The organism is Microcystis sp. T1-4 (genome assembly GCF_000297435.1).
Lineage (GTDB): Bacteria > Cyanobacteriota > Cyanobacteriia > Cyanobacteriales > Microcystaceae > Microcystis.
The window spans coordinates 1-24,818 of record NZ_CAIP01000174.1 but is presented as its reverse complement, the minus strand read 5'-3'; the positions used below and the strand labels follow the sequence as shown (position 1 = coordinate 24,818).

Annotated in this window: 22 protein-coding genes; 5 read left to right on the top strand and 17 right to left on the bottom strand. The window is 44.6% G+C overall.

Features of this window, described 5'->3' with window-relative positions; all coding sequences use genetic code 11:
- The first annotated feature begins 326 nt into the window (after window positions 1–326).
- Window positions 327–1,664 (top strand): histidine phosphatase family protein, encoded by a 1,338-nt coding sequence (locus tag MICAI_RS10650; RefSeq protein ID WP_008201494.1) that lies wholly within the window; start codon window positions 327–329, stop codon window positions 1,662–1,664.
- A gap of 149 nt (window positions 1,665–1,813) precedes the next feature.
- Here the strand turns inward: MICAI_RS10650 and crtD are convergent, their stop codons facing one another.
- The 5 genes from crtD to MICAI_RS26415 all read right to left on the bottom strand — a co-directional run bounded on the left by crtD (window position 1,814) and on the right by MICAI_RS26415 (window position 6,163).
- Entirely contained in the window at window positions 1,814–3,322 is a 1,509-nt protein-coding gene (crtD, locus tag MICAI_RS10645; protein WP_008201492.1) for a C-3',4' desaturase CrtD, read from the bottom strand.
- 219 nt (window positions 3,323–3,541) lie between these two features.
- Entirely contained in the window at window positions 3,542–4,468 is a 927-nt protein-coding gene (gene thrB, locus MICAI_RS10640; protein ID WP_008201489.1) for a homoserine kinase, read from the bottom strand.
- A 2-nt stretch (window positions 4,469–4,470) separates the two neighbouring features.
- Window positions 4,471–5,181: a superoxide dismutase gene (locus tag MICAI_RS10635; RefSeq protein WP_008201487.1), complete on the bottom strand. Its 711-nt coding sequence runs from the start codon at window positions 5,179–5,181 to the stop codon at window positions 4,471–4,473.
- A gap of 117 nt (window positions 5,182–5,298) precedes the next feature.
- The gene (locus MICAI_RS10630) at window positions 5,299–5,973 is read right to left on the bottom strand and encodes a TIGR04283 family arsenosugar biosynthesis glycosyltransferase (protein WP_008201485.1); all 675 of its coding nucleotides are present in this window, start codon (window positions 5,971–5,973) and stop codon (window positions 5,299–5,301) included.
- 16 nt (window positions 5,974–5,989) lie between these two features.
- Window positions 5,990–6,163 (bottom strand): hypothetical protein, encoded by a 174-nt coding sequence (locus MICAI_RS26415; protein WP_198285286.1) that lies wholly within the window; start codon window positions 6,161–6,163, stop codon window positions 5,990–5,992.
- Window positions 6,164–6,204: 41 nt separating this feature from the next.
- Here MICAI_RS26415 and MICAI_RS10625 point away from each other — a divergent pair, with 41 nt between their 5' ends.
- Window positions 6,205–6,621: a CoA-binding protein gene (locus MICAI_RS10625; RefSeq protein ID WP_008201483.1), complete on the top strand. Its 417-nt coding sequence runs from the start codon at window positions 6,205–6,207 to the stop codon at window positions 6,619–6,621.
- A 47-nt stretch (window positions 6,622–6,668) separates the two neighbouring features.
- On the opposite strand, the gene MICAI_RS10620 is transcribed toward MICAI_RS10625, so the two are convergent.
- The gene (locus MICAI_RS10620; protein ID WP_008201480.1) at window positions 6,669–8,522 is read right to left on the bottom strand and encodes an iron uptake porin; all 1,854 of its coding nucleotides are present in this window, start codon (window positions 8,520–8,522) and stop codon (window positions 6,669–6,671) included.
- Between the two features lie 388 nt (window positions 8,523–8,910).
- Here MICAI_RS10620 and MICAI_RS10615 point away from each other — a divergent pair, with 388 nt between their 5' ends.
- On the top strand, window positions 8,911–9,297 hold the full coding sequence (locus MICAI_RS10615) for a hypothetical protein (protein WP_008201472.1): 387 nt from the start codon (window positions 8,911–8,913) through the stop codon (window positions 9,295–9,297).
- A 272-nt stretch (window positions 9,298–9,569) separates the two neighbouring features.
- Here the strand turns inward: MICAI_RS10615 and MICAI_RS10610 are convergent, their stop codons facing one another.
- Complete coding sequence (locus MICAI_RS10610) at window positions 9,570–10,946, bottom strand: cobyrinate a,c-diamide synthase (RefSeq protein WP_008201469.1); 1,377 nt, start codon at window positions 10,944–10,946, stop codon at window positions 9,570–9,572.
- 636 nt (window positions 10,947–11,582) lie between these two features.
- Between MICAI_RS10610 and pckA the strand changes: the two genes are divergently transcribed.
- Window positions 11,583–13,262 carry a phosphoenolpyruvate carboxykinase (ATP) gene (gene pckA, locus MICAI_RS10605; protein WP_008201466.1) on the top strand — a complete coding sequence of 560 codons (1,680 nt, stop codon included), beginning with the start codon at window positions 11,583–11,585 and terminating at the stop codon, window positions 13,260–13,262.
- A gap of 315 nt (window positions 13,263–13,577) precedes the next feature.
- Here pckA and MICAI_RS10600 read toward each other — a convergent pair whose 3' ends face one another.
- From MICAI_RS10600 to MICAI_RS10565, 8 genes are all read right to left on the bottom strand, one after another.
- Entirely contained in the window at window positions 13,578–14,801 is a 1,224-nt protein-coding gene (locus MICAI_RS10600; RefSeq protein WP_008201464.1) for an NAD(P)/FAD-dependent oxidoreductase, read from the bottom strand.
- 21 nt (window positions 14,802–14,822) lie between these two features.
- A complete protein-coding gene (gene urtE / locus MICAI_RS10595) occupies window positions 14,823–15,521 on the bottom strand; it encodes an urea ABC transporter ATP-binding subunit UrtE (RefSeq protein WP_008201463.1) in 699 nt (232 codons plus the stop codon).
- A 47-nt stretch (window positions 15,522–15,568) separates the two neighbouring features.
- Window positions 15,569–16,315 (bottom strand): urea ABC transporter ATP-binding protein UrtD, encoded by a 747-nt coding sequence (gene urtD / locus MICAI_RS10590; RefSeq protein WP_002777291.1) that lies wholly within the window; start codon window positions 16,313–16,315, stop codon window positions 15,569–15,571.
- Between the two features lie 163 nt (window positions 16,316–16,478).
- The gene (gene urtC / locus MICAI_RS10585) at window positions 16,479–17,633 is read right to left on the bottom strand and encodes an urea ABC transporter permease subunit UrtC (RefSeq protein WP_008201458.1); all 1,155 of its coding nucleotides are present in this window, start codon (window positions 17,631–17,633) and stop codon (window positions 16,479–16,481) included.
- Window positions 17,634–17,636: 3 nt separating this feature from the next.
- Window positions 17,637–18,797 carry an ABC transporter permease subunit gene (locus MICAI_RS10580; protein WP_008201457.1) on the bottom strand — a complete coding sequence of 387 codons (1,161 nt, stop codon included), beginning with the start codon at window positions 18,795–18,797 and terminating at the stop codon, window positions 17,637–17,639.
- Between the two features lie 94 nt (window positions 18,798–18,891).
- Entirely contained in the window at window positions 18,892–20,208 is a 1,317-nt protein-coding gene (urtA, locus tag MICAI_RS10575; protein WP_008201455.1) for an urea ABC transporter substrate-binding protein, read from the bottom strand.
- A gap of 365 nt (window positions 20,209–20,573) precedes the next feature.
- Window positions 20,574–20,849, bottom strand: a complete 276-nt coding sequence (locus MICAI_RS10570) for a TMEM165/GDT1 family protein (protein ID WP_002732425.1) — start codon at window positions 20,847–20,849, stop codon at window positions 20,574–20,576.
- Window positions 20,850–21,193: 344 nt separating this feature from the next.
- Window positions 21,194–21,526: a TMEM165/GDT1 family protein gene (locus MICAI_RS10565; RefSeq protein WP_008201452.1), complete on the bottom strand. Its 333-nt coding sequence runs from the start codon at window positions 21,524–21,526 to the stop codon at window positions 21,194–21,196.
- A gap of 195 nt (window positions 21,527–21,721) precedes the next feature.
- Between MICAI_RS10565 and MICAI_RS10560 the strand changes: the two genes are divergently transcribed.
- Entirely contained in the window at window positions 21,722–22,327 is a 606-nt protein-coding gene (locus MICAI_RS10560) for a vWA domain-containing protein (RefSeq protein ID WP_008201450.1), read from the top strand.
- Between the two features lie 49 nt (window positions 22,328–22,376).
- Here the strand turns inward: MICAI_RS10560 and glgA are convergent, their stop codons facing one another.
- Both glgA and MICAI_RS10550 read right to left on the bottom strand, forming a co-directional pair.
- The gene (gene glgA, locus MICAI_RS10555) at window positions 22,377–23,804 is read right to left on the bottom strand and encodes a glycogen synthase GlgA (RefSeq protein WP_008201448.1); all 1,428 of its coding nucleotides are present in this window, start codon (window positions 23,802–23,804) and stop codon (window positions 22,377–22,379) included.
- A 584-nt stretch (window positions 23,805–24,388) separates the two neighbouring features.
- Complete coding sequence (locus MICAI_RS10550) at window positions 24,389–24,718, bottom strand: NAD(P)H-quinone oxidoreductase subunit M (protein ID WP_002738864.1); 330 nt, start codon at window positions 24,716–24,718, stop codon at window positions 24,389–24,391.
- Window positions 24,719–24,818 lie beyond the last annotated feature (100 nt).

The following is a 24,818-nucleotide window of genomic DNA, read 5'->3' as shown; positions in this document are numbered from 1 at the left end:
TTGCTTTGTGAACGAGAGATCCACTCGATGGGGATCAAGGGAATCGCTTGTTATAAATACCTATTAAACAGCAAGATTCTGATTTTGACCAAGTACATTGTCATGATTTCTTGACAAAAACGCCAAACCCTTGATCCCAAAGAGATTGTAATATCAGGAAGTTTTGATATGCTCTGCTGCCTTGAAACTGCATAAGGAAATTTTAGTACAAATGCTCGCCGATCTCCACTGATTACTGATTACCGATTACTGATCACTGATTTGTACTCCGATCCCGATCGCCTGTAATCTGATATTGAGACTTTTAGTTAAGGAGACTGAACCGCTTGGCTACCCGTGTGATTATTGTTCGTCATGGACAAAGCAGTTATAACGCACAGCAGAAAATACAAGGTCGCAGTGATGGCTCGGTTTTGACGGAAAAAGGGCATCTGGACGCGGAAAAAGTGGGAAATGCCCTCAGTCAAATCGATATCGCCGCTTTTTACTGTAGTCCTCTCCAAAGAGCCAAATCTACTGCTGAGGTGATTCAGTCTCGTTTAAATAACTCTCCCGTCATTCAACCCACTTCGCAGTTACTAGAAATCGATCTGCCTATCTGGGAAAATATGGTCAAAGAGGAGGTAAAAGCTCAATACCCGCAAGAATATCGGGATTGGCACCAAAAACCTCACGAATTTAAGATGATACTGCCCGATGGTCAAGAACATTATCCCGTTCTCTCCCTCTATCAACAAGCCCAAGATTTTTGGCGAGAAATTATTCCCCAACACGAGGGACAAACTATCCTCATTGTTGCCCATAACGGCATTAATCGCTGTTTAATCCTCAGTGCCATCGGTATTCCGGTTTCCTTATACCATTCCCTCCAACAATCTAACTGTTGCGTTAATGTTCTCAATTTTACGGGTAATTTTGGTGATCCTGTTCAGGTGGAATCCCTCAATCAAACGGCACACTTAGGGATAGCTTTACCCCCACCGCGTCCTCCTTTCCAAGGTTCTAGGCTGCTACTGGTGCGTCACGGAGAAACCCAATGGAATCGGGATAAACGTTTTCAAGGTGTGCGCGATATTCCTCTCAATGATAATGGCAAAGCTCAAGCTGAGAAAGCCGCCGAATTTCTGCGAGAAACGGCGATCGATCACGCTGTCACCAGTCCTTTATCCCGTCCCAAGGAAACTGCCCAAATTATCCTGCAATATCACCCCAATGTCACCTTAGATACCCAAGTAGATCTGACAGAAATCTGTCACGGACTTTGGGAAGGTAAATTAGAGGAGGAAATTGAAGCGAGTTTCCCCGGGATGTTAGAAGACTGGAAAAATGCCCCAGAAACCGTGCAAATGCCGGAAGGGGAGAATTTACAGGAAGTTTGGGATCGAGCGATCGCTTGTTGGCAGCAAATCGTTAAAACCTATAGTAATAGCGATAGTCCTAAGACAATTATGGTAGTAGCTCACGATGCCATTAATAAGGTGATTCTTTGTTATTTATTGGGTTTAAAACCCGCCAATTTCTGGAATATTAAACAGGGAAATGGCGCGGTTAGTGTGATCGATTATCCCAAAGGATTTGACTCTCAACCGGTCCTGCAAGCAATTAATATTACCTCTCATCTAGGATCGGGAATACTCGATCGCACGGCAGCCGGCGCTTTATAACAGTTATCAGTTATCAGTTATCAGTTATCAGTGGGTAAGTTAACAGTTATCAGTATTCAGTATTCAGTATTCAGTATTCAGAAGATTGCTTTTATTTATTCTTCCCAATTCATAATTCATAATTCATAATTCATAATTCATAATTACGGCTAACTAGAAGCTAATAATTTATTCTCAATCTGTCTAACTACGGTTAGCGCCGAATAGCTGACTCCGGCAGTGCCTTCTCCCGGATGGGTGGAATCTCCCACTAACCAAAGATGGGGGATCGGAGTGCGCGTCGCTACGCCAAAAGGGCCAAAAGTGGACAATCTTTGACCAATACCGCCGACAATGCCCTGATTTCGCCCCGTAAACCGTTCAAAAGTGCGAGGTGTAGCTGATTCGATATGAACGATGTGATCAGGATTAAGATGGAAATAATTACCGAGACGCTCGATCGCCTCTTGGGTGTATGCTGCTTTTAATTGCTGATAATTATCTTCTCCTTTTCGCCACCAAAGACTGGTATCGGTGAAGGAAGAAGCAATAATCGTCGCTTTTCCCTCTGGGGCGCGACCATCCCCTTCTTTACTCACGGAAACAAACAAAGAGTTATTTTCGCCGATTATGCCATCGTAATCGTAGAGAAATTGCAAATGGGGGGGACAATCGGGGGGAATAGCAGCGCGATCGACTCCTAAGTAAACCACAAAAGCAGCGGACGCGGGGGGAAGTTTTTCGATTCTCCGGTGATAAAGACTGGGAATGGCTTCGCGATCGATTAATTGTGGTAAATTTTGGATCGGGATATTAGCCACAATCTCATCGGCCATTTCTGGATATATTTGACCATTTTTTTGATTTCTGACGATAATTCCCGTGGCTTTTCCCTTTTCTGTCAGTATTTTTTCTACTGTGTGGCGCATTTGCAATTTACCGCCGTATTTTTCCAAAGCTGCTACTAGGCGATCGCTTAATACTTGCATACTACCCTGAAGGTGGGATAAGCCTTGGGGAGACTGAGAAACTGCCAAAGCGGTGGCGGCATAAAGTAAAGCGGTTTCATCGGCAGTAACTTGGGAATAAAGCTTTAACTGAAGATCAAGGAAGGTTTTTAGGCGTTTATCCCTCTCTAAGCCGTATAATCGCAGAGCATCTCCCACAGTCATCAAAGTAAAGGGGAAGGTAATGGCAGTATCTAAACGCAAAGCGGCGATTAATTGCCCTAAATCCCACCAGTTGCGCGGGGGTAAAACTGGATCGCGACTTTGAAAACGCCAACTTGCTTGAAAGAGTTTTTGTAATAATTGCCAAAAAGGTTCGCTGCCCGGAAATTGTTTTTGTCTTTCCTCTTGCCACTTGTGCCGATCGCGCCAGACATTTATCGGAGTGGTTTCCCCCGGCAGAAAAACGGCACAGGCAGGATCGCAGGGGACAGAATCGGGTAAATCTATCCCTAATTCGGCAAAAATGCGCTGATGAATGCCCCCTACTTCTAATCCTGCCACTTGAGTTGCCCCCACGTCAAAGGTAAAACCCCGACGGGAAAAAGTCGAGGCACAACCTCCAGGGACAACCGCCTGATCATATACTGTGACTTGATAACCTCGACGCGCCAATAATGCCGCCGCCGTTAGTCCGCCAATCCCTGCACCAATAACGGTAATTTGCGTCATTTTCTTAATAATTATTTATATTTATTTTTATACTAACGCTTTTGGCAGTCCGGAGTCAGTTATCAGTGATCAGTTATCAGTGATCAGTTCACTGTTTACTGGACGGCTACGCCGTGCCTTTGGCAACACTGAAAAGCTCCCCACTTCCCCACCTCCCCAATTCATAATTCATAATTCATAATTCATAATTCCCCCACTTCATAATTCATAATTCATAATTTATAATTCATAACAGTTTACCCGCGCCCCTAGGGTATCTAAAGCCAAAATTTTGGCGCTGGAGTTAATCCCCACTTCCTCCCAAGCATTGGTCATCTCTGTGGCTGTTTTTTGGGCATTGTCGGGGTTAGTTAAAGCCAATAGGCTCGGACCTGCGCCACTAATTACCATCCCGTAAGCACCCCCATTAATGGCGGCTTTTTTCACCTTTTCGTAACCCGGGATCAAAGATTGGCGATAGGGTTGATGCAGTTTATCCTCTAGGGCAATTCTCAGCCAATCGCCGTTACCCGTCTCCAATCCCCGCAATAATAAACCCAAGCGGGAAATATTGAAAATAGCCTCCTGACGGCTAATTTTTTCTGGTAAAACCGCCCTAGCTTTTTCCGTAGCCAGCTCAAAATCGGGAATCGCCAAGACGGGAATGAGATTTTTTTGCCAAAATACTTGACAAATAGCCCAATTTGTGCTATATCCTGCCGATAGCTGACAGTTGCCCCGCAAAGCCGGCACCACATTATCTGGATGGCCCTCCAATGCGATCGCTAATGCTTCGATTTCCCCCATAGATAAAGGATTTCCGGCGCATTGATTGGCGGCCAATAACCCACCGATAATAGCAGTGGCAGAACTACCTAAACCTCTAGCCAGAGGAACCCCTAAACCGATCTCGATGGCGATAGGGGGCGGATTCTGTCCTATTTTTTGATAAACTTGCAAAAAAGAAGTATAGATTAAATTATCAGCCCCTTGGCTAACTTTAGCTGATTCATTTCCCTTGACACTAATGCTGACAGGGTTAGCTGTCGTTGCCGGCAGCAGGGTAAAAGTAAACTGATTATATAGGGTTAAGGCCGCTCCGAGACAATCGAAGCCGGGCCCAATATTAGCAGTGGTAGCGGGAACTGTTACCGTAAAAGTTGTCATCGTTAAGCTTTTGCCTGAAGATAGCGGCGATTTACCTCCTCCCAGTTAACCACATTCCACCACTGTTTTAAATACTCAGCCCGTTGATTACGATATTTTAAGTAATAGGCGTGTTCCCAGACATCATTGCCCATAATTGGCTGTAATCCCTTCATTAGCGGGCTATCTTGGTTAGCAGTGCTGGTAATTTCTAGTTTTCCTGACTTATTTAAAACCAACCATGTCCAACCACTACCAAAAAGTTTAGTACCAGCTTGGTTGAAAGCGTTTTTAAATTCCTCGAAACTGCCAAATTTAGCGATTATTGCCGCTCCTATTTCTCCTGTTGGTTCGCCACCGCCATCGGGGGACATAATCTGCCAAAACATCGTATGATTAAGATCGCCGCCGCCATTATTGCGGATAGTGGTGCGAATATCGGCTGGCAAAGAGTCAAGTTTTGTAATTAATTCTACTACTGTTTTTTTCTGCAATTCTGGATATTTTGCCACTGCCGTGTTGAGATTATTAACGTAGGCTGCATGGTGTTTATCGTGATGAAATTGCATCGTTTCCTTATCAATATAAGGTTCTAGGGCATCATAGCTATAGGGTAGGGCAATAAGACTATAGGGACCGGTAGCGGCAAAAGCGGCACGGTTAAAACCGGCAAGAGTGGCTGTGCCAAGGGTGGCACCTAAAAGATAAAGAAATTGACGGCGATCAAGAGACATATTCTCAGAGCAGATGTTCCGATTATTAATTATCCTATCGATCGGTACTTCGGGAGACAAAAATTTTTATCGAGAGACTCCCAGAAGTAATCAGAATCTAGCGGCAGTTCTCCCTAATTACCATAAACGATAAAAACTTTTCAACAAACTAGGCGGAATTTTTAGATAATAACCAATAATAACTAATTGATTAACTAAGGTGGTTTTGCCAACTCCTAATTTTTGCCAACGTCTTGCCGAGGTAATCACCGGAGCAGCAACTATGGCTATTTTACCCCTTTTTTTCAATCTTTGTATTAATTCAAAATCTTCCATAATTGGCAACTCAGGAAAACCGCCTAAATCGGCAAAAATTGAGGCTTTTAAAAATATTCCTTGATCTCCGTAGGGAAGGGAAAGCCAGCGAGAACGCCAATTAACTAATTTTTCCACTAAACGCAGGTTTTTTTCCTCTCCATCAATTTTTAATTCAAAGGCTGCCGCTACTATCGCAGATTGGGATAAAGTATTGATAATTTGTTCTTGATAATTTTGGGGAAGTAAAGTATCTCCGTGCAGAAATAATAAAATATCTCCTTTCGCTATTTTTGCACCTATATTCATCTGAAAAGCACGACCTTTACCAGAAGAAATAATTACTTTTGCTCCCAATTGTTCGGCTATTTCTTTAGTTTTATCTGTACTTCCCCCATCGACAACAATAATTTCTACTCCTTCACCTATCTGTTTTAACGTTGCCGCAATTCTTAACTCCTCATTAAGAGTCGGAATGATAATACTAAGATAATTCATGAGGTTTTGTACTAACTCAAGTCAGAGGATTTAGGGGCGACCATCGGGTAAATTTTCCTACAGATACCGAGGGATTGATTGGGATGTGTAATAACTGTTTTTCCTGTAGAAAAGTTAAACATTGCTGCCAGTTCTCCACAGTGGCTAAAGCTGCCGTCAAAAGTCGATGCCAAATTAGGTTACACTTCATCTTTATGAGAAAGGAAACTCTGTTCTAAGATAGGTGGGACAATGCCGAATATTAAAGGGGACGATGGTGCGCTCAAAACCATCTTCAGCAATAGTAAAATTATCGCAGTGGTCGGGCATTCTGAGAAATCGAGCCGCGCCAGCTATCAGGTAGCCAAATTCCTGCAAGCGGTGGGTTATCGAGTCTATCCGGTCAATCCGATGGTCAAGCAAATTGATGGTCAAAGTTGCTATCCTTCTCTAGAGGCTATCCCCGAACCCGTGGATATTGTTAACGTTTTTCGTCATCCTGATTATCTACCCGAAATTGTCGAGTCAGCTATTGCTATTCAGGCTGCTACTCTTTGGACACAATTGAAAATTTATCACCCAGTTGCGGAAAAAAAAGCGATCGAGGCAGGTTTAAATGTGATTATGGATGCTTGTATCCAGATAGAATACCAGCGTTTATTTCCCTAAAACAAAACCCCACCGATGGTGGGGTTTCGGGTTTAATTTAGGAAATCCTAGAAGGTAAAGGTGCCGCGAAGGGTCCCAATCCACTCGTTACCAGTGCCTTTGAACTGTTCAGGTGCAGAAATCCAGATGACACCGGGGGTGATAGAAATATTGTCGGTGACTTGGTACTTGTAGAACAATTCAACGTGGTAGGGAACGATGTTAGATACTTTTAGCCCCATGTCTCGGAAGCTTAAGTGACCGATGTAGGGCTGCGCACCAGCAAATAGACCTAAGATATTTCCTTCTTTACCCAAGTCGGGGAAGGCAATACCAGCACCGTAGGTCCACACTTCCGCATCACCGAGACCGAGTAAGCGCACGGTGGAGTAGGAACCGAAAGCACTCAAGCTGGCGAAACCAATATCCACCGCACCGGTTAAACCGTAGCTATTGGATACTTTGGCTCCGAAGTTGAAGAAACCGACTTCATCCTGTAGGGTGACGCTACCCGGATCGTTGCCGTTGACGTTGAGCAGGGTATTTAACTGAGTTTGGGAAAGGTTAGCGGCGGAAGTACCCGTTACACCACGAGTACCACCGTTACCGAAGATAGCGGTGTCAGCACTTTGGTAAGCGTTAACGTAGGTAAAGCCAACGTTCAAGAAGTTGAAAAGATTGGCGTTAATCTGTGCTAAAGCGGCGTAGTCACCGTTAAAGAGACCGTTGCCCGGATTGGGGTCAGCAGGGGAAGTAGCACCACCGGCTAAGTAACCTAAAGATAGGGAAGTCGGACCGACAATGCTTTGGAGGAAGCCTAACTGTAGGCTAACACCGGCCCCAGAACCACCACCGATACGGTAGATGGGGTTTTCGGAAGCGAAGGTAGATAGCGCACCATTACCACCGTCGAAGTCTTCAAAGAAGGGATTAGTGGTGGGAACAAAGTCATTCCAAATACCACCCCAAGCGGCAACATAGGTATTGAAGCGACCAAAGTAACCTAAGTCAATCGGGGTATAGTAGGCCAACCAGTCGAGAACCACATCGCTACCGTTACCGGCCGCGGTCCAAGTTTGGAATAGGGAAGGGCTTTGCAGATTATCGAATCTGACGGAAGCGGGATCACCATTTTGTAGTGTGGTGGTCGATTTGTAATCAAATCCAAAGGGAGTGGCACTACCCGCCGCTAAACGAGTTTTCAATACGTCCTGACCGGTGAAGCTCGTGTTTAACAGCAAACGAGCGCGGTATTGCATGGCGGCCTGGGAAGCGGGGCTACCAGCACCGACCGTATCGGTAACGGCGAAGATGACTTCCCCGGCTAATTTGGTGGTGGTGGAGAATTGATTATTTTCGAGGAAAGAAACCCGGCTTTCTAAGTTGTCAACTCTAGCTCCTAAAGCTGCTAACTCGGCTTGGAACTCATCCATCAAGCGCTTGAGAGCATCTAAGTCTTCTTTGAGGACGTTGACACCATCTTGAATTAAACGTTCCATCACGTTTAAGCAAGCGTTTAAACCAGCCGCAAATTCCCAACGGGTTAAAGCTCGGTCGCCGCGGAAGGTGCGATCGGGATAACCGACAATACAACCATAGCGCTCCACAAGGCTTCTTAGGGCTTCATAGGCCCAAGCGGTGGGGGAAACATCCCGCAGTTGGTTAACGCTGGTGACTTGATCGATGCTGTTGCCCTGTACGGGAACCGTTTGACCTTCGTTACCGTACTGTTCGATCTGATTGAGTAATTCGCCAGTTCCTGCACCGTTGTCCTGAACTTGGGCGATTTCTAGACTGTTAAATTCGGCAGAAACACTGGTAGATTTGGCAGGATCGAAGCTGCTAGCATTGGCGGAAGCTACCAGGGTAGCCCCTAAAATCGCCGGGCTAACCAGCAATGATTTCCAGAACATTCTTAACATAATGGTTTTTTCCTCACACCTTATAGGTTGACTACACAGTTTGATGACGCATATAGCCTTTCTATTCTTCTGCCATTATACACAACTTAATTGCTTAGGGAAAGATGTGATCTCATTTTTTTCCCTTGACCAGTTGACAAAGTGGCCACCCTGTCGCTCCTGACGGCACTTAAACAAAAACTAAAGCAGGTTAGAATCCTTACAGGGAGAAAACTTAAGCTCCAATAACAGGCTCATCTAGAGGAGGTCGGACAAGGTTCTGTGATTTTGATAACGGCGACCGGACTGGGTTGTTGTCAGGTTAATTGATGATTTCTGTAGTGGCACTCCTATAAGAAGTGATGCCTAATGGGCAAAACTTAACGCCGACAAAAACAGGTACAAGACCATGAAAAAAAGAAAGATAGCCAATACACTGCGTAAAGCTTTACTAGAAGATGGCAAGATGGAACGCGCTCTCTATGAATACGAATTAGAAGAACACCTAGACTACTGGTACGAAGGTCTCAAGTCCGACCGTGATCAGTTTGTCTTTGCCGTCACGGAAAACTCAGGTGACGTGGCAATGGTATTGATTACGCCAGATAAAACTATCTACGTTAATGAGGAGGCGCGAGATAAACTCTCCGAATTCTGGATAAAAGCTTATAAGAATAATATGAATCGATTAATTCCCATGATGGCGGACAATTTGGCCAACGATATTATCTCGGTGACAGGCGTTAAAATGGTGTCCCCCAACCAGAAGCGGCGCTGGGTTAGTTTGCGCCCGTAGAGTTAAAGTGAAGAGATGACGGGAAACCCTGAAAAACTATCCGCCCTTACCAATTGCTCGGTAAGGGCGGTGTAGCGGGTCATCAGAATCGACACCAGACTGCCGGAAGGAACTCCAGCTAGTCTAAATCTTGTTTAGACGTGGGGGTCTAGAGAACAGCCCCGGCGCACAGCCGGCTATTGTCGATTAGGAGACCCATGCTTTTACTACTTTCTACCATCGACATCACCTCCTGTATCCCTGAACGGATTAATTATTGAATTTATCTGCAATCAGCTTAACGCAGCTGTTCGGAAAAAATCAAGGCCGGCAGCTAAAAATTTTTTCGGCAGGCCCAGATTAGCCCCAAAATGTAGGTGGAGATAGGAAGCGTGCAGATTCTTACCTTGCCACCCTTCGGCATTGATATCACTTTTGGGGAATGCTTGCAGTTGATAAACCGGTGCGTCGCTCACCCCGCTCAATTGGGAGCGATGGAATTCATGGCCGCGCACTGGTTGACCCGGTTTGAGCAGGATCGTCTCCTGTTGGGCGATGGCTTGCCGATAACCTAGGGTTAACTTCGGGGACATTATAGCAGATTGGGGGATTATTTGCAACATATAATGGTTTTTTTGCTCAAAATCAATTATTTTGTCACATAAATACATTAATCCGCCACATTCGGCGTAGGTGGGCATTCCCGATGCGATCGCTTTTCTCACCTGGGTTAAGATAGGGGTGTTAGCGGCTAATTCCGGGGCAAAGATTTCGGGAAAACCGCCTCCAAAGTACAACCCTTGCAGGTTTTCGGGCAAATTTGCCCCTTGCAAGGGACTCCAAAAGATTAATTCCGCGCCTAAATTGGCTAAAATATCGAGATTATCGGGATAATAAAAGTTAAAAGCCTTATCTCTGGCAATACCGATACGGATAGGGGGAAAAAGCTTATTTGATTCTGTGGGACTTTTCGGGTTCTCTTGGGGAGAAATAGTGAGTAAAGGCAAGAGAATGTCCCAATTAAAGCAGTTTTGGGCAATAGAAGCCAGTTGATCTTGCAGTTCCCTGATTTCTCCTAGTTCATCCCTGGGAACTAATCCTAGGTGGCGATCAGGAATTGTCAGGGAATCTTGACGACGCAAAACCCCGACAATCGGCATATTGATGGATTCTAGGGCGGTTTGCAGTAATTGCAGGTGGCGATCGCTGCCAACCCGATTGAGGATAACTCCGGCTAGATGGAGATTTTTATCTAAAGATTGATAACCGCGGACAATAGCGGCGACAGAGGTAGATAAACGGCTGCAATCGATAACTAACAACAGAGGAAGCCCTAAAATACGGGCAATATGGGCGGTACTGGCATAGTCGGGAAATTGAGTATCGCTTAATTGAATACCATCAAATAAGCCCATGACCCCTTCAATCAGAGCATAATCGACATTTTGACAGTGTTGGGCAAAACAGGTTTTTACATAGTCTTCAGAAGTTAAAACCGGATCGAGATTGCGACAGGGGCGACCGGTAAAATGAGTATGGAACATGGGATCGATATAATCGGGCCCGACTTTAAAAGATTGCACTCGATCGCCACGACTGATTAAATAGGCCAAGATTGCCAGAGTAATCGTCGTTTTACCGACTCCGCTTCTTTCTCCTGCGATGATCATTATTAGTTGTTTTTTTTCGAGATCGAGCTAGACTTAATTAACCTGTTACACAATCAATTCTAGAGCTTGCCAACGGCTAATAGAGTTAATTTTGGCCACTAACTGGTTCCCGTGTCAATCGACTTTTTTTATTAGCGGTGAAATCAATTTGACGACGTTTATGATCTTTGGCATCATCTCTAGACGACCGGCTATTATTCCGGCGTTCCGACGTTCCCCAAAACCAGAGACTTCCTACCCCACCATTAAGATAACAGCTAGATTAGCTGACCAATTTTGTTTAGCTGTTAACTTTTGTAAAAAAACATTAGCTGTATCCTATTGTATAGCTAGACTAAAAATAGCTAGAAAAAGCAGTTAGATCGGCAAGAGAGGAAAGGTAAAAACCCCGACTGGGAGATGAGGGTTAAATACGCAAATAATCCTAAATTACCGCTCTAACATTGGCTTTACCGACAGAGAGAGACCAGATTAATCAGGGAAATATCGTCAGATAAACTAATCAATATAGCTTCTTAGGTGTCTGGGAGTGAAAAAGACAGAAAACGAGGGTTTTCTAGTTTCTATAACTGCACTAATCAGAGACCTAGAACTTAGCTCTAAACCGACAACTAAATTATCAGGAGAATTGGGGTTATGCCGACTCTACAAACGCTGACCAATGATAGTATCTCTTGTCCCTTGCCCGATCGCGTGGAGAATGTCAATTTCTACTACGAATTAGAAAATCAAATTCATCCCACCTACGGCCTCGAAAACCTAGGCATGAAAAATCTCGGTCGCGTTTATCGCAATCTTTCCGTACCGCAATTAGTCGAACAGGCGATCAAACGTCATGAGGGCGTTTTAGCAGATAATGGGGCTTTAGTGGTGGAAACGGGCAAATATACCGGTCGTTCCCCCAAAGATAAATTCATTGTCAAAGAAGCCACCAGCGAAGAGGAAATCGACTGGAATCAGCATAACGCCCCGATTAGCGAGGAAAAATTCCAGCAGTTATACCGAAAAGTCCTCGCCTATGTGCAGGGAAAAGACCTATATGTCTTCGATGGTTACGTCGGGTCCGATCCTAATTATCGCTTTGGCGTGCGCGTTGTCACCGAAATCGCCTATCATAATCTTTTTGCCCATCAGTTATTCCTCCGGCCCAGTGCGATCGAACTAGCTGCCCATCACACCGATTTTACCGTGATTGCCCTGCCGGGGTTACAGGCAGATCCCGAGGATGACGGACTGAACAGCGAAGCCTTTATCGTCCTCAACCTGGCAAAAAAAATCGTTCTCATCGGTGGCACTCGCTACGCTGGCGAAATCAAAAAATCCGTCTTCTCGATGATGAACTACCTGATGACCAAACAAGGGGTTTTACCGATGCACGGTGCCGCTAACATGGATAAACACGGTCATACAGCCCTCTTTTTCGGTCTCTCCGGTACGGGTAAAACCACCCTTTCCGCCGATCCTAAACGCAGCCTCATCGGTGACGATGAACACGGTTGGTCAGAGGACGGCATTTTTAACTTTGAAGGCGGTTGTTACGCTAAAACCATCCGTTTAAGTGCCGAATACGAACCGCAAATCTGGGCGGCGATTCGGTTTGGCACTATTCTCGAAAACGTGATCCTTTCCCCCGATAATCGCCTTCCCGACTATGATGATGGTCGTTTGACCGAAAACACCCGCGCCGCCTATCCCCTGCGTTATATCCCTAATTGTGCCGTATCCGGCATGGGAACCCACCCAAAAACGATTATCTTCTTAACTGCCGATGCTTTTGGGGTACTGCCACCAATCGCCAAATTAACCACGAACCAGGCGATGTATCATTTCCTCTCCGGTTATACTAGCAAATTAGCGGGAACGGAACGGGGAATCACCGCCCCACAGGTGACTTTTTCCAGTTGTTTCGGTCAATGTTTCTTCCCTCTGTCACCCCTCGTCTATGCCCAAATGTTAGGGCAACGTTTAGAACAACACCCCGAAACCTCCGTTTATCTGATTAATACCGGTTGGTCTGGCGGTCCCTACGGAGTCGGCGATCGCATTTCGATCAAACACACCCGCGCTATGGTTTCCGCCGCTTTAAATGGGGATTTAGAGGAAGTGGTTTTCCATCCTCATCCCATCTTTCAGGTTCTCGTCCCCGAAATTGTCCCAGGAGTTCCCAAAAAAATCCTCGACCCGCGACAAGCATGGCAAGATGGCGAATCCTACGACCTACAGGCCCGAGAATTGGCCCATCGTTTTGTGGAAAATTTCCGTCAATTTACCACTGCCTCCCAAGAAATAATTGCAGCCGGTCCAATTTGGGAATAACAGCATCAAGGAATCGGTTTTAACGAAGGCAGTATTCAGGAGTCAGGAGTCAGTATTCAGGAGTCAGGAGTCAGTATTCAGTTATCAGCTTCTGAAGGCAAGAGGCAACAGGCAAGAGGCAAAAGACAGAATCTGACAATTCTCCTACCTAAAAAGAAGGTTAGAAACTAAGCACATCAAAGCTTTTAGCTTAACCAATTAGGTCTTAGATTCGGACCTTGTTGTCAGATGTGAGTTTTCAGTTCACTGTTTACTGTTTACTGAAAAAAGGTTCCCCACTTCCCCACTTCCCCACTTCCCCCTCTCCAGCGCTCTCTACACCCTTCTATTGCCCATGGCTTGTCCGGCGAGATAACCAGTGGTCCAAGCGCTTTGAAAATTAAATCCCCCCGTGACTGCATCGATATCTAGTACCTCCCCGGCAAAATATAACCCCGGACAGATTTTACTTTCCATAGTTTTAAAATCCACTTCCTGAAGATTCACTCCCCCAGAGGTGACAAATTCCTCCTTAAACACCCCTTTTCCTTTGATTTGATATTCCCCTTGCTGTAATTCAATCATTAATCGATTGAGAGTATTTTTAGATAATTCGGCCCAGGGAGTTTCCGAGTTAACAGTCAAGTAACTTAATAAACTCTGCCAAAGACGCTTAGGTAACTGCTCAAAGGGACAATAATTAAAAAGTTTTCTTTTGGGATATTCACTTTTAGTTTGTAAGATAATTTCTCGCAATTTTTCAGGATGATAATCCCCTAACCAATTAATTATTAAAGGCATTCGGTAATGCTGCTCGTGAAGCACCCGCGCTCCCCAAGCAGAAAGTTTTAAAATAGCCGGGCCACTAACTCCCCAATGGGTAATTAACAAAGGTCCGATTTGTTCTAATTTACTTCCCCCAAGACGAACTCGCACTTTATCCACAGTAACCCCTAACAAATCTTGCAGACGAGGATCTGCAATTTGAAAGGTAAATAAAGAAGGGACAGGAGAGACTAGAGAATGACCTAAATCTTGAGCGGTGCGATAACCAAAATGACTACTTCCCGTAGCAATTAAAAGCTTATCTGCCCTAATTTGCTCATCTCTTTTTAATTCAATTAAAAAACTTTCTTCCTGTTTTTTTACCGATTTAACTGGGGAATTTAGCCTTAAATCAACCCCGGCAAAAGTCGCACTTTCCCGCAGACAATTAACAATAGTTTCAGAATTATCGGTGCTGGGAAACATTCGTCCATCCGCTTCTGTTTTTAGTTTTACCCCCCGCAATTCAAACCATTTAATAGTATCTTGGGGTTGAAACCGACTAAAAGCTCCCCGTAGTGCTTTGCCACCGCGAGGATAATAATTAACCAATTGGGAAACATCAAAACAATGATGGGTGACATTACAGCGTCCCCCTCCCGAAATCCGCACTTTCGCCAGAGGTTCTTTGGCAGCTTCTAGGATAGTAACGCCAGCTTTGGGGTTAGATTCTGCCGCTTTAATTGCGCCAAAAAATCCCGCTGCCCCGCCACCAATTACGACTATTTGAGTCATATATCAAGGAAAAAGTTAAGTTTAAACCGCCAAAAATCGCTGAATGACTTCTTGACTTAATTCACTTGTGAAACCGGAAGCAACAATTCCCCCTTTCTGCATGGCGTAATATCGATCAGCTTGGCGGACAAAATGCAGGTGTTGTTCTACTAATAAAACGGCGATTCCTTTGCTGGCAACAATGCGCCGTACCGCCGCTTCAATTTCGAGGATAATTGACGGTTGAATTCCTTCCGTGGGTTCATCTAAAATTAATAATTTTGGTTCCCCCACTAAGGCGCGAGCGATGGCTAATTGCTGTTGTTGTCCACCGCTTAAATCTCCTCCCATCCGCGATAACATGGTTTTTAAAACGGGAAATAAATCGAAGATTTCTTCGGGAATTGTGGCATTTTTTCTTTTTGTGGGTAAAGCTTCCAAACCGAGAATTAAATTCTCTTTTACCGTTAAACGGGGAATAATATCCCTACCCTGCGGCACATAACCCAGTCCTAATCTGGCTCTTTGATCTGAGGTTTTATTAATCAGGTTTTGTTGCTCATAATTAATTGCTCCCGCTCGCGGTTTGAGAATCCCCATCAGGGTTTTTAATAGGGTAGTTTTACCCACGCCATTACGTCCGATTAAACAGACCATTTCTCCCGCATTAATGTTAAGATCAACATCTCTTAAAATATGACTTTCTCCGTAGTAAACATTGAGATCAGATATGTGTAACATTGTCAACCCTTTTTAACTAATTTTAATCATTTTACTCATTTTACTCTTTATTCTTCCGAGGAACCTAGATAAACTTCAATAACTTTCGGATCATTTTGAATTTGCTCCATATTCCCCTCACAGAGAACAGTTCCTTGGTGTAAAACCGTGACTTTGCGGGCAATTTGCCGGACAAATTCCATATCGTGTTCAATGACAATAATTGAATGACTTTCCGCTAGATTTAACAACAAATTACCCACGTTTTCCGTTTCCTCATCGGTTAATCCTGCTACGGGTTCATCTACTAGCAGTAAATCTGGTGACTGGGCTACTAATTGACCAATTTCTAAGCGTTGTTTTTCGCCGTGGGACAGTAAAGAAGCGGGTAAATCAGCTTTAGCAGTTAACCCGATAGTTTCCAATAAACCAATAACTTTTCTGCTATCTTCTAGCGGAGGACGACCGAAAAGAGTTGAGAAAACATTTTTATTACGGTTGCTAACTAAATCGAGATTTTCTCGGACAGTTAGATTTAAATATACCCTAGGAGTTTGGAATTTGCGACCAATACCTAAACGAGCGATCGCAAATTCGGGAATTTTGCGGAGATCTCGACCTTTAAATAATACCCGTCCGATGGTGGGTTGCACTTTCCCCGTAATCACATCTAAAAAAGTGGTTTTTCCCGCACCATTGGGACCGATAATCACCCGCAATTCTCCCGTATCCATACTGAAATTAAGATTATTGAGAGCTTTAAAACCCCCAAAACTAACGGTAAGATTCTCGATTTCTAAGATTTTTCCAGTCATAATTTCTAAGAGGGAATTGGTAATTATGAATTATGAATTATGAATTGGGGAGCAGGGTGTAGGGTGTAGGGTGTGGGAAGAATAAATAAAAATAATCTCCTGACTCCTGACGACCCACTCCTGACGACCCACTCCTGACTCGGAGAATACTAACAGAATAAGGTCACTTATGCTCTAATTCTTCTCTTTCCAATTGCACTTCCGGAGCTTCCTCAATACTAGGATAGGTGATTAAAGTTTTGCGGAAACCAAAATGAGTCAGCAAACGTTTAATCCCACCGAGAAGACCATCGGGAAGCACTGTCACCACAATTAGGAATAGGGCCCCTTGGAAAAATACCCAGACTTCCGGAAATTGTTCGCTTAAAAAAGTTTGGGCCATGCGTACTAATAAAGTACCGACAACTGCCCCCACAAGGGTAGCACGTCCCCCCACAGCCACCCAAATCACCATTTCAATGGAAAAAGCCACATCCATAGAGTTAGGGGTGATAATTCCCGTTTGCACGGTATAAAGAGCGCCGGCAACACCAGCAATCGCCCCAGAAATGGCAAAAACTAACACCTTAAACCAAGTAGGATCATAACCGGAAAAACGGACACGCACCTCATCATCGCGAATGGCGACTAACAAGCGCCCAAATCTACCAGTAGTTAACCAACGACAGAGGAGATAAATAGCCAGTAAACAGACAATTGTGAGTAAATAAAAGGCCACTTGAACGGCATCGGAACCCACCAGCAACCCGAAAATTGTTTGGGTATCGGTTTTTAAGCCATTAGTGCCGTTAATTAACTTTTGTTGACCGTTAAAAAAGTTAAAAAATACCAGTAAAGCCGCTTGGGTCAAAATCGAGAAATAAACCCCTTTAATGCGATTGCGGAAGATTAAATAACCTAATAATGCCGCCATAATCGCCGGTACGATAATTAGGGCTAGAATTGTCAAAGGTAGGGAATAAAAAGGTTGCCAAACAAAAGGTAATTCTGTCACCCCGTAGAGAGTAAAAAATTCGGGCAGTTGTCCCGGTGGTAACTGAAGATTTAGGTACATGGCCAAAGCGTAACCACCGAGGGCAAAAAAGATGCCATGACCGAGACTTAATAAACCCGTATAACCCCAGATTAAATCTATGCCCAAAGCGACAATAGCCAGGGAAAGAAATCGCCCCAATAAACGCAAACGGAAAGCCGACAAAGCTAAGGGCAGTAACACCGCAAAGATGACCACTAAACCAACAATAACAGCGATTTCCGTGATTAACTTTTTCTTTTCCCGTTGTCGGGATTCGTTTCTAGTGATGGTTTCGGTAATCATAATCTATAACTCGGCAGTACGTCCTTTAGGAGGAAAAATTCCCGCAGGTTTGAATTGCAAGAAAGCAATAATTAAAGCAAAAATCATCACTTTTGCCATGCTAGTGGTGGAGAAAAAGGTGAAGAAATCCGTTAGGGGTTTTAGTGCTTCTACGGAACCAAAAATCAGGGCAAAAGTTCCCGAACCAATTAAATAATTAGCCACACCAATCGCCATAGCCGCGATAATAGTTCCCAGGAGATTACCAACTCCCCCCACCACCACCACCATGAAGGTATCAACAATATAATTTTGTCCCACGTTTGGACCGACGGAACCCAAGAAACTAATCGCACAACCGGCAACTCCAGCTAATCCCGAACCGAGGGCAAAAGTCAAAGCATCCACTTGATTTGTCGGAATGCCTAAACAGGCACTCATCTGGCGATTTTGGGTGACGGCACGAATGCGTAAACCCCAAGAAGATTTATTTAAAAACCAATAAGTCCCTAACAAACAAAGGGCAGTTAAAATGATAATAAATAGACGGGTGTAGGGCATTTGAAACCCGGGTAAAGGTAAACCTCCCCGTAACCAAGCAGGAGCCGTGACATCGACGTTTCTGGCACTAAACCAGGGTCGAGCGAGAACCGGATTAAAAGATAAAAGATAGCCTAATAATCCAGCGATAGCTAGGGATAAAGGCAGGGTGACACCGATAGCTAAATTGCGAATTCTCTCCCAATCTAGGCGACGACTTAAAAGCGTCATCGCCCCAAAAAATAACAGACAGAAAACTATTAAACTAATTACTAATAAGCCGTTGACACTTCTGACAAATTGCTGCAGAATTAAGCTAACTCCCCAAGTGGCCAGCAGCGTTTCTAGGGGTCTGCCATAGAGGAACCTAATCACCCCCCTTTCTAATAATAATCCCGCCAATCCCGACACTAAAAAAGCGATCGGTAGGGCGAATAAAACATAAGTATCAAAGAGGGGAGAACCGAAACCTTTAAAGACATTCTGCACCACAAAAGTACTGTAGGCCCCTAACATCATTAACTCACCGTGAGCGAGATTAATCACCCCCATCAGTCCGAAAACAATCGCTAGTCCTAAAGCGGCCAGCAATAGCACAGAACCGATGCTAATACCATTAAACAATCCTTCCAATAATGCTGACACTTTTCGTTATTCCTGTGCATTTTTAAGCTTTAAAAAGTGGGGTGAACAGTAATGCCCACCTCACTCTCGTTACTGTCTGGAAAAACTCCTAAAACTAGGATTTTTCCATTTTGAATTTACCGCCCTTGGCCGGATCCGTCCAGTCACAGGCAAAGCCCTTAGTTTCGGGGACAAATTGGTTCCAAGGTTGCGGATCCACTACCCCCGGAGTTGACCAAACGATGTCAAATAGACCATCATCTCTCACCTGACCAATGCGGACGGTTTTGGAGATATGATGATTGGGGAACATTTCCACCGGTCCTTCGGGAGCATCGAATTTTTGTCCCACGGCCGCGGCGCGAACTTTGTCGAGATCATCGGCGGTTGCCGCTTGTTCTACCGCTTGCTTCCAGAGATAGACCATGATGTAGGCCGCCTCCATCGGGTCGTTAGTGACGCGCTCCTGACCGAATTTAGCTCGAAAAGCCTCAACAAATTTTTTGTTAGCGGGGGTATCTACGGTTTGGAAATAGTTCCAACAAGCGTACTGACCGAGGAGATATTCCTTACCGATTTGTTTAACTTCTTCCTCAGCAACACTCACCGACATGACCGGATATTTATCGGGAGTTAAACCGGCCGCTTGCAGTTGTTTGAAGAAAGCCACGTTACTGTCACCGTTGAGGGTGTTGAAAATAACGCCGCCATCGGGTAAAGCTTGCTTAATTTTGGTGATAATCGGGGTAACTTCCGTGTTACCTAGGGGTAGGTAGTCTTCGCCTACGGTTTCGCCGCCTTTCGCCTTTAACTGCTCTTTAATAATCGTGTTGGCGGTGCGGGGAAAAACGTAATCGGAACCGACGAGGAAGAATTTTTTCCCTTTATTTTCCAGCAACCAAGTCACTGCCGGCTCGATCTGTTGGTTGGGGGCAGCACCAGTGTAGAAGATATTTCTAGAACACTCTTGACCCTCGTACTGGACAGGATACCAGAGCATATGGTTTTTGGCTTCAAACACGGGTAAAACCGCCTTACGACTGGCGGAAGTCCAACAACCGAAGACAGTCGCAACTTTGTCCTGATCGATCAGTTTGGTGGCTTTTTCGGCAAAAGTTGGCCAATCGGAAGCGCCATCTTCTACCACTGCCTCGATCTGTTTACCAAGAACACCGCCGGCGGCATTGATTTCCTCGATCGCCAGTTTTTCCGCATCAACTACGCTGGTTTCACTGATGGCCATGGTGCCACTGAGGGAGTGCAGAATACCCACCTTAATTGTCTCTCCAGAAGCCGGGGCGGGACTAGCAGCTGGGCTAGGACTGGCCGTGGGGGTTTGGCTTTGATTGCCACCGCAAGCTTTTAACAGAATACTGGTTCCCAAAGCGGCAGAACCGTACAGGAGAAATCTACGTCGTCCTAAATTTGACATAATGATCTTGAACTAACCTCGCTGACAATATTAGCTACTTCACACGGATGTTTTTGCTGAGGAGATTTTCGGGAATCTTTCTACAAATATCTGTGTGATATTACGGCTAGGTTAGCAGATTTTTTGTAATTTTCGCTACTTTTTGGATGTTTTTTGTAATTTTCGCTACTTTTTCAGGAAAAATTAATTATTTTTCTGGAATTTGCCTCAGTTTTTTAGCTATCAGGAGTCGGGAGACAGGAGGCAGGAGATAGGAGACAGGAGACAGGAGATTATTTCTATTTATTCTTCCGACACCCCACACCCCACACCCCACACCCCACACCCTGCCCCCACCGAAAAGCTTTTTGCCGCAAACCCAATTATCAATCCGAATCTGGCCAAAGCAGCCGGACAGCAAGCAGCGCAAAACCAATGGCCGCTATCGCTTTTAATATCTTAGCGGGGAATAACTGCGCCATACTGCCCCCCGCAAGGACTCCTAAGAAACTGGTGCAGATTAAGGCGGTAATTGAGCCAAAAAAGACAGCTTTAGGTGATTTGGAACTGCCACCGAGAGCGATCGCTACTAATTGACTTTTATCGCCGATTTCTGCTAAAAAAACCGTGATAAATGTCAGTCCGAATAATTGCCAATTCATAAATTAGACCTCTGGTAAAAATTAAAAATTGTCGTGGTTGGTTAGGAGTCAGTAGCCAGTAGTCAGGAGTCAGGAGAATTAGGAATGAAAAATAATCAATTAAATGCTCTATTTAGAGATTTTATGCAACTTAATCCTTATTTTTGACGTTTTTGGACTACAAAAAATCAATTATGCAAGACATTTATTTTAGAGATTGGGGTGACGGGGAGGTGGGGAAGTGGGGAAGTGGGGAAGTGGGGAAGTGGGGGAATGTCAACTAAAACCCTAAAACCCCAAAACCCTATCACCCCAAAACCCTATCACCCTATCACCCTGTCTCCTGAATACTGATCACTGATGGCTTAGAGAATATCGCTGATGAGTAAACCAGTGATCAAAAGGAGAAGAATAGCGACACCGATATCTAAAGTTTTCGGGGAAAGACGTCGAGCAATCCAATAACCGATCAGGACACCGAGGAGACTGGTAGCGATTAAAGCGCTGGCTGCCCCGGCAAAAACCACCCAGGGGGATTGGGATTCGGCACTGATCAAAAGGGTGGCTAATTGGGTTTTATCGCCGATTTCAGCAAAAAATATGGTTAGGAAGGTGGAACTAAACACCGTCCAAAAACTCCAAGAAGGTGGCTGATCTGGCTTTTTTTCGGTTGAGGCGCTCGATTTGCTATCAGTCATCGGCTAAGGAAATAATTTTCATAGTTTTTTCATTTTAGCCCGACCGGTTTTCTGGCGATAGTTTCTGCCGTTGATTACGCTGTCTCCTTCCCCCAATAGTTAAAAAACCCTAGTCGATCGAGGTAGAGTTTCCATCCTAGAGTTTAATAACTATTAGACTAGGACGAGCGCAAATTGCTTGGAGGTATAGCCCCTATGGTAGAAAACAGAGATTATACTCTGATTATTGACAAAAGTGGCAGTATGTCCACTGCTGATAAACCCAGCGAGAAAACCCGTTGGCAAATTGCCCAAGAATCCACCCTCGCCTTGGCTAGAAAGTGCGAGGAAATCGATCCGGACGGCATCACTATCTATCTTTTTTCTGGACGTTTCCGACGCTATGATAATGTTACTTCCGATAAGGTGACACAAATTTATCAAGAAAATGAACCCATGGGGAGGACAGACCTAGCCGCTGTTCTCCAAGATGCCCTCAATAATTATTTTCAGCGCAAAACTGCTGGCAAAACTAAACCCAACGGAGAAACTATTCTGGTGATCACCGACGGAGAACCAGATGATCGCAAAGCGGTAATGCGTCAAATTATCGAAGCTTCTCGAAAACTCGATCGGGATGAAGAATTAGCCATTTCTCTGATTCAAGTGGGCCATGATCGACAAGCGACAGAATTTCTCAAAGCTTTAGACGATCAGCTAGAATCGGCAGGGGCCAAATTCGATATCGTTGACACGATTACTATCGATGATATGGAAGATATGACCCTAGCGGAAGTTCTTCTCAACGCCATTACCGATTAATTGCTGCTGGAGTAGGGGTGATATCTCTCCACCCCTACTCCAGGAGGATTTAACTGCTAGTCAGGGCAACAAATTTATCTTTTTCCTCATCGGATAATTGCTCCGATTGTCCGGTGATTTGTTTGTAGATTTTGAGATATTCCAAAGCGGATTTATACCAACTAAAATCCTGAGTCATGGCCCGTTGTTGTAGTTTTTGCCAATCCTGTTTATAACGGAAACTTTCCCAAGTCCGGATCATACAGGTAAACAGGTCTAAAGGTTCATAGCGATCGAAACTAAATCCTGTTCCTTTTTGCTGAATCGGGTCGTGAAAAGATACCGTATCGACTAAACCACCGGTGCGGCGTACCATGGGAATACAACCGTAACGCATGGCCATTAATTGGGAAATGCCGCAGGGTTCAAAACGGGAAGGCATTAACAAAGCATCGGCCCCCCCATAGATGCGACGAGAAAGAGCATCACTATAGAGAAGATGCAGGGACATTCGCCCCCGGAAACGGGAAGTCATCTCCCACAGTTGGGTTTCATAATAGCGATCGCCTGTACCCAAAATAATCAATTGAGCATCGGTATAGGTGAGAAAGCGATCTAAAATTTGCATCACTAGATCAATACCTTTTTGTTCCACCAAACGCGTCACCATCCCCATGACAAAGGCATTTCTGCTGACCTGTAGCCCCACTTCTTCTTGCAGGGCAATTTTATTGGCCAGACGTTTTTCGATGGTTTCTGGGGTAAAATTCTGCTTAAGATAAACATCTTTAGCCGGGTTATACACCTCCGTATCGATGCCGTTGACAATCCCCACCAGATTGCCGGAAATATAGGACAATAATCCCTCTAAATTTTCGCCATAAATGGGGGTCTGTATTTGACGGGCATAGGTGGGAGAGACAGTCGTGACGCGATTGGCAAATTGAACCGCCGCGGCCATGGTATTATCGCCCTGCATATACCAAGGACACCAAGTCATTTTTTCTAACGCCTCCCGCCAAGGCCCCTGGTAGGCGAGATTATGGATCGTAAAAACGGTGCTAATATCGGGGTCTTGGTGCATCCAGACGGGAATCATGCCCGTATGCCAATCATGACAGTGAATAACTTGCGGTTTCCAGTAGTTCCAAGCGAATTCCGCCGCACCATTCGCAAAAAGGGTAAATCTCCAGGCCTCATCTTCGCCTCCGTAGATATTGCGTCCAGAGAAAGCCAGATGACCAAAGAGGTAGAGGGGAATATCCGTATCGGGTAAAACCGTTTCATAGACTAAAAAATCCTGAAACATGGCGAATCCTGACCAAATAGGTTCGGAAGGGATGTCCATTTTTTCCTGGAGAAAACCGTAGTAGGGCAGAAAAATCCGCACGTCATGACCTAGCTGACGCAAGACTTTCGGTAATGCCCCAATTACGTCTCCCATTCCCCCAACTTTGGCAATTGGGGCGGCCTCGGCACCCACAAATAGAATTCGCATACTCTTCCCGCTTCACTTCACGACGACAAGAAATTTTAACAGATAAAACCCCCCCTAGCAGGATTTGCCAGCCGGTTATTATCGGATTAGCCTAGATTTTTCTTTCACCAACCAGAGAGCCAACGAGGGGCATAATTAGCTTTTTTGGAGATTATTAAGTTTTTTTAACCTTTTTTTGCCGCCTTTTTATTAGGTTTTAGCTGCTCGGCACCGGCCCTGTCTGCTATTGTCAATTTAACCGACATTTCGCCTATCTTCATATACTTTTATATATCTTTACATTCCCCAAACTGTTTTGACGAAAAACCTTCACTGTAGAAACTACTATTGAGAACATTTTCAATAATTGGTTTTTTCTGAGAAAAAAAATGACAATTCTTCACTTGAATAAAAATCAATTATTGTCGCTATATTCCTTACTGGCAAAGGATTGTAGGCTGTTAAGAAGTGCGGAAAGTGGCCCTTAAGGTACATTTCAATCAATCCGATTATTAGGGATGAGTGACGGGCAATTGTTCGCTTCATTGCCGCAATACAACTTCCCCACCCCCTAGGTCTCCGGGTGGGGACTGATGCGGGAGCGTTCACCCTAATTTCGGTAAACCCATACTATAGTTCTGCACTCTGGCGTTGAGATTATAGCTAATTTCGCCTTTTTGCAGGAGAGAACGGATAAAATGTTCCAAATCTGAACCGATGCGACGGAGATTATATTCGCTCAGTTCTTCCCCATTGTACGATTCTACCAATTCATCAAACTTACTATAAACCTTATTGAGAGCCACTTCTTCCCAATTAAATTCATTATCAGGATCCACATCAAGAGTCAAGACATTATTACTCTCGATTAATTGATTATTTTTTACTTCAGCCGTATAAATGCGAATATGACGGGTCGTAGATTTTAACAGCATGGAATCTTCAGGGTAAGTTAGACGCTATGTCTAAGATTTTGCCATGATTTGCGGCAATGGGGAATTGGGAATTATGAATTATGAATTATGAAGTGGGGAA

Coding starts and splice junctions, on each gene's coding strand:
- crtD (WP_008201492.1), bottom strand. CDS start 3,322: ATGACGCAAATTACCGTTATTGGTGCAGGGATTGGCGGACTAACGGCG.
- thrB (WP_008201489.1), bottom strand. CDS start 4,468: ATGACAACTTTTACGGTAACAGTTCCCGCTACCACTGCTAATATTGGG.
- MICAI_RS10635 (WP_008201487.1), bottom strand. CDS start 5,181: ATGTCTCTTGATCGCCGTCAATTTCTTTATCTTTTAGGTGCCACCCTT.
- MICAI_RS10630 (WP_008201485.1), bottom strand. CDS start 5,973: ATGAATTATCTTAGTATTATCATTCCGACTCTTAATGAGGAGTTAAGA.
- MICAI_RS26415 (WP_198285286.1), bottom strand. CDS start 6,163: ATGAAGTGTAACCTAATTTGGCATCGACTTTTGACGGCAGCTTTAGCC.
- MICAI_RS10625 (WP_008201483.1), top strand. CDS start 6,205: ATGCCGAATATTAAAGGGGACGATGGTGCGCTCAAAACCATCTTCAGC.
- MICAI_RS10620 (WP_008201480.1), bottom strand. CDS start 8,522: ATGTTAAGAATGTTCTGGAAATCATTGCTGGTTAGCCCGGCGATTTTA.
- MICAI_RS10615 (WP_008201472.1), top strand. CDS start 8,911: ATGAAAAAAAGAAAGATAGCCAATACACTGCGTAAAGCTTTACTAGAA.
- MICAI_RS10610 (WP_008201469.1), bottom strand. CDS start 10,946: ATGATCATCGCAGGAGAAAGAAGCGGAGTCGGTAAAACGACGATTACT.
- pckA (WP_008201466.1), top strand. CDS start 11,583: ATGCCGACTCTACAAACGCTGACCAATGATAGTATCTCTTGTCCCTTG.
- MICAI_RS10600 (WP_008201464.1), bottom strand. CDS start 14,801: ATGACTCAAATAGTCGTAATTGGTGGCGGGGCAGCGGGATTTTTTGGC.
- urtE (WP_008201463.1), bottom strand. CDS start 15,521: ATGTTACACATATCTGATCTCAATGTTTACTACGGAGAAAGTCATATT.
- urtD (WP_002777291.1), bottom strand. CDS start 16,315: ATGACTGGAAAAATCTTAGAAATCGAGAATCTTACCGTTAGTTTTGGG.
- urtC (WP_008201458.1), bottom strand. CDS start 17,633: ATGATTACCGAAACCATCACTAGAAACGAATCCCGACAACGGGAAAAG.
- urtA (WP_008201455.1), bottom strand. CDS start 20,208: ATGTCAAATTTAGGACGACGTAGATTTCTCCTGTACGGTTCTGCCGCT.
- MICAI_RS10570 (WP_002732425.1), bottom strand. CDS start 20,849: ATGAATTGGCAATTATTCGGACTGACATTTATCACGGTTTTTTTAGCA.
- MICAI_RS10565 (WP_008201452.1), bottom strand. CDS start 21,526: ATGACTGATAGCAAATCGAGCGCCTCAACCGAAAAAAAGCCAGATCAG.
- MICAI_RS10560 (WP_008201450.1), top strand. CDS start 21,722: ATGGTAGAAAACAGAGATTATACTCTGATTATTGACAAAAGTGGCAGT.
- glgA (WP_008201448.1), bottom strand. CDS start 23,804: ATGCGAATTCTATTTGTGGGTGCCGAGGCCGCCCCAATTGCCAAAGTT.
- MICAI_RS10550 (WP_002738864.1), bottom strand. CDS start 24,718: ATGCTGTTAAAATCTACGACCCGTCATATTCGCATTTATACGGCTGAA.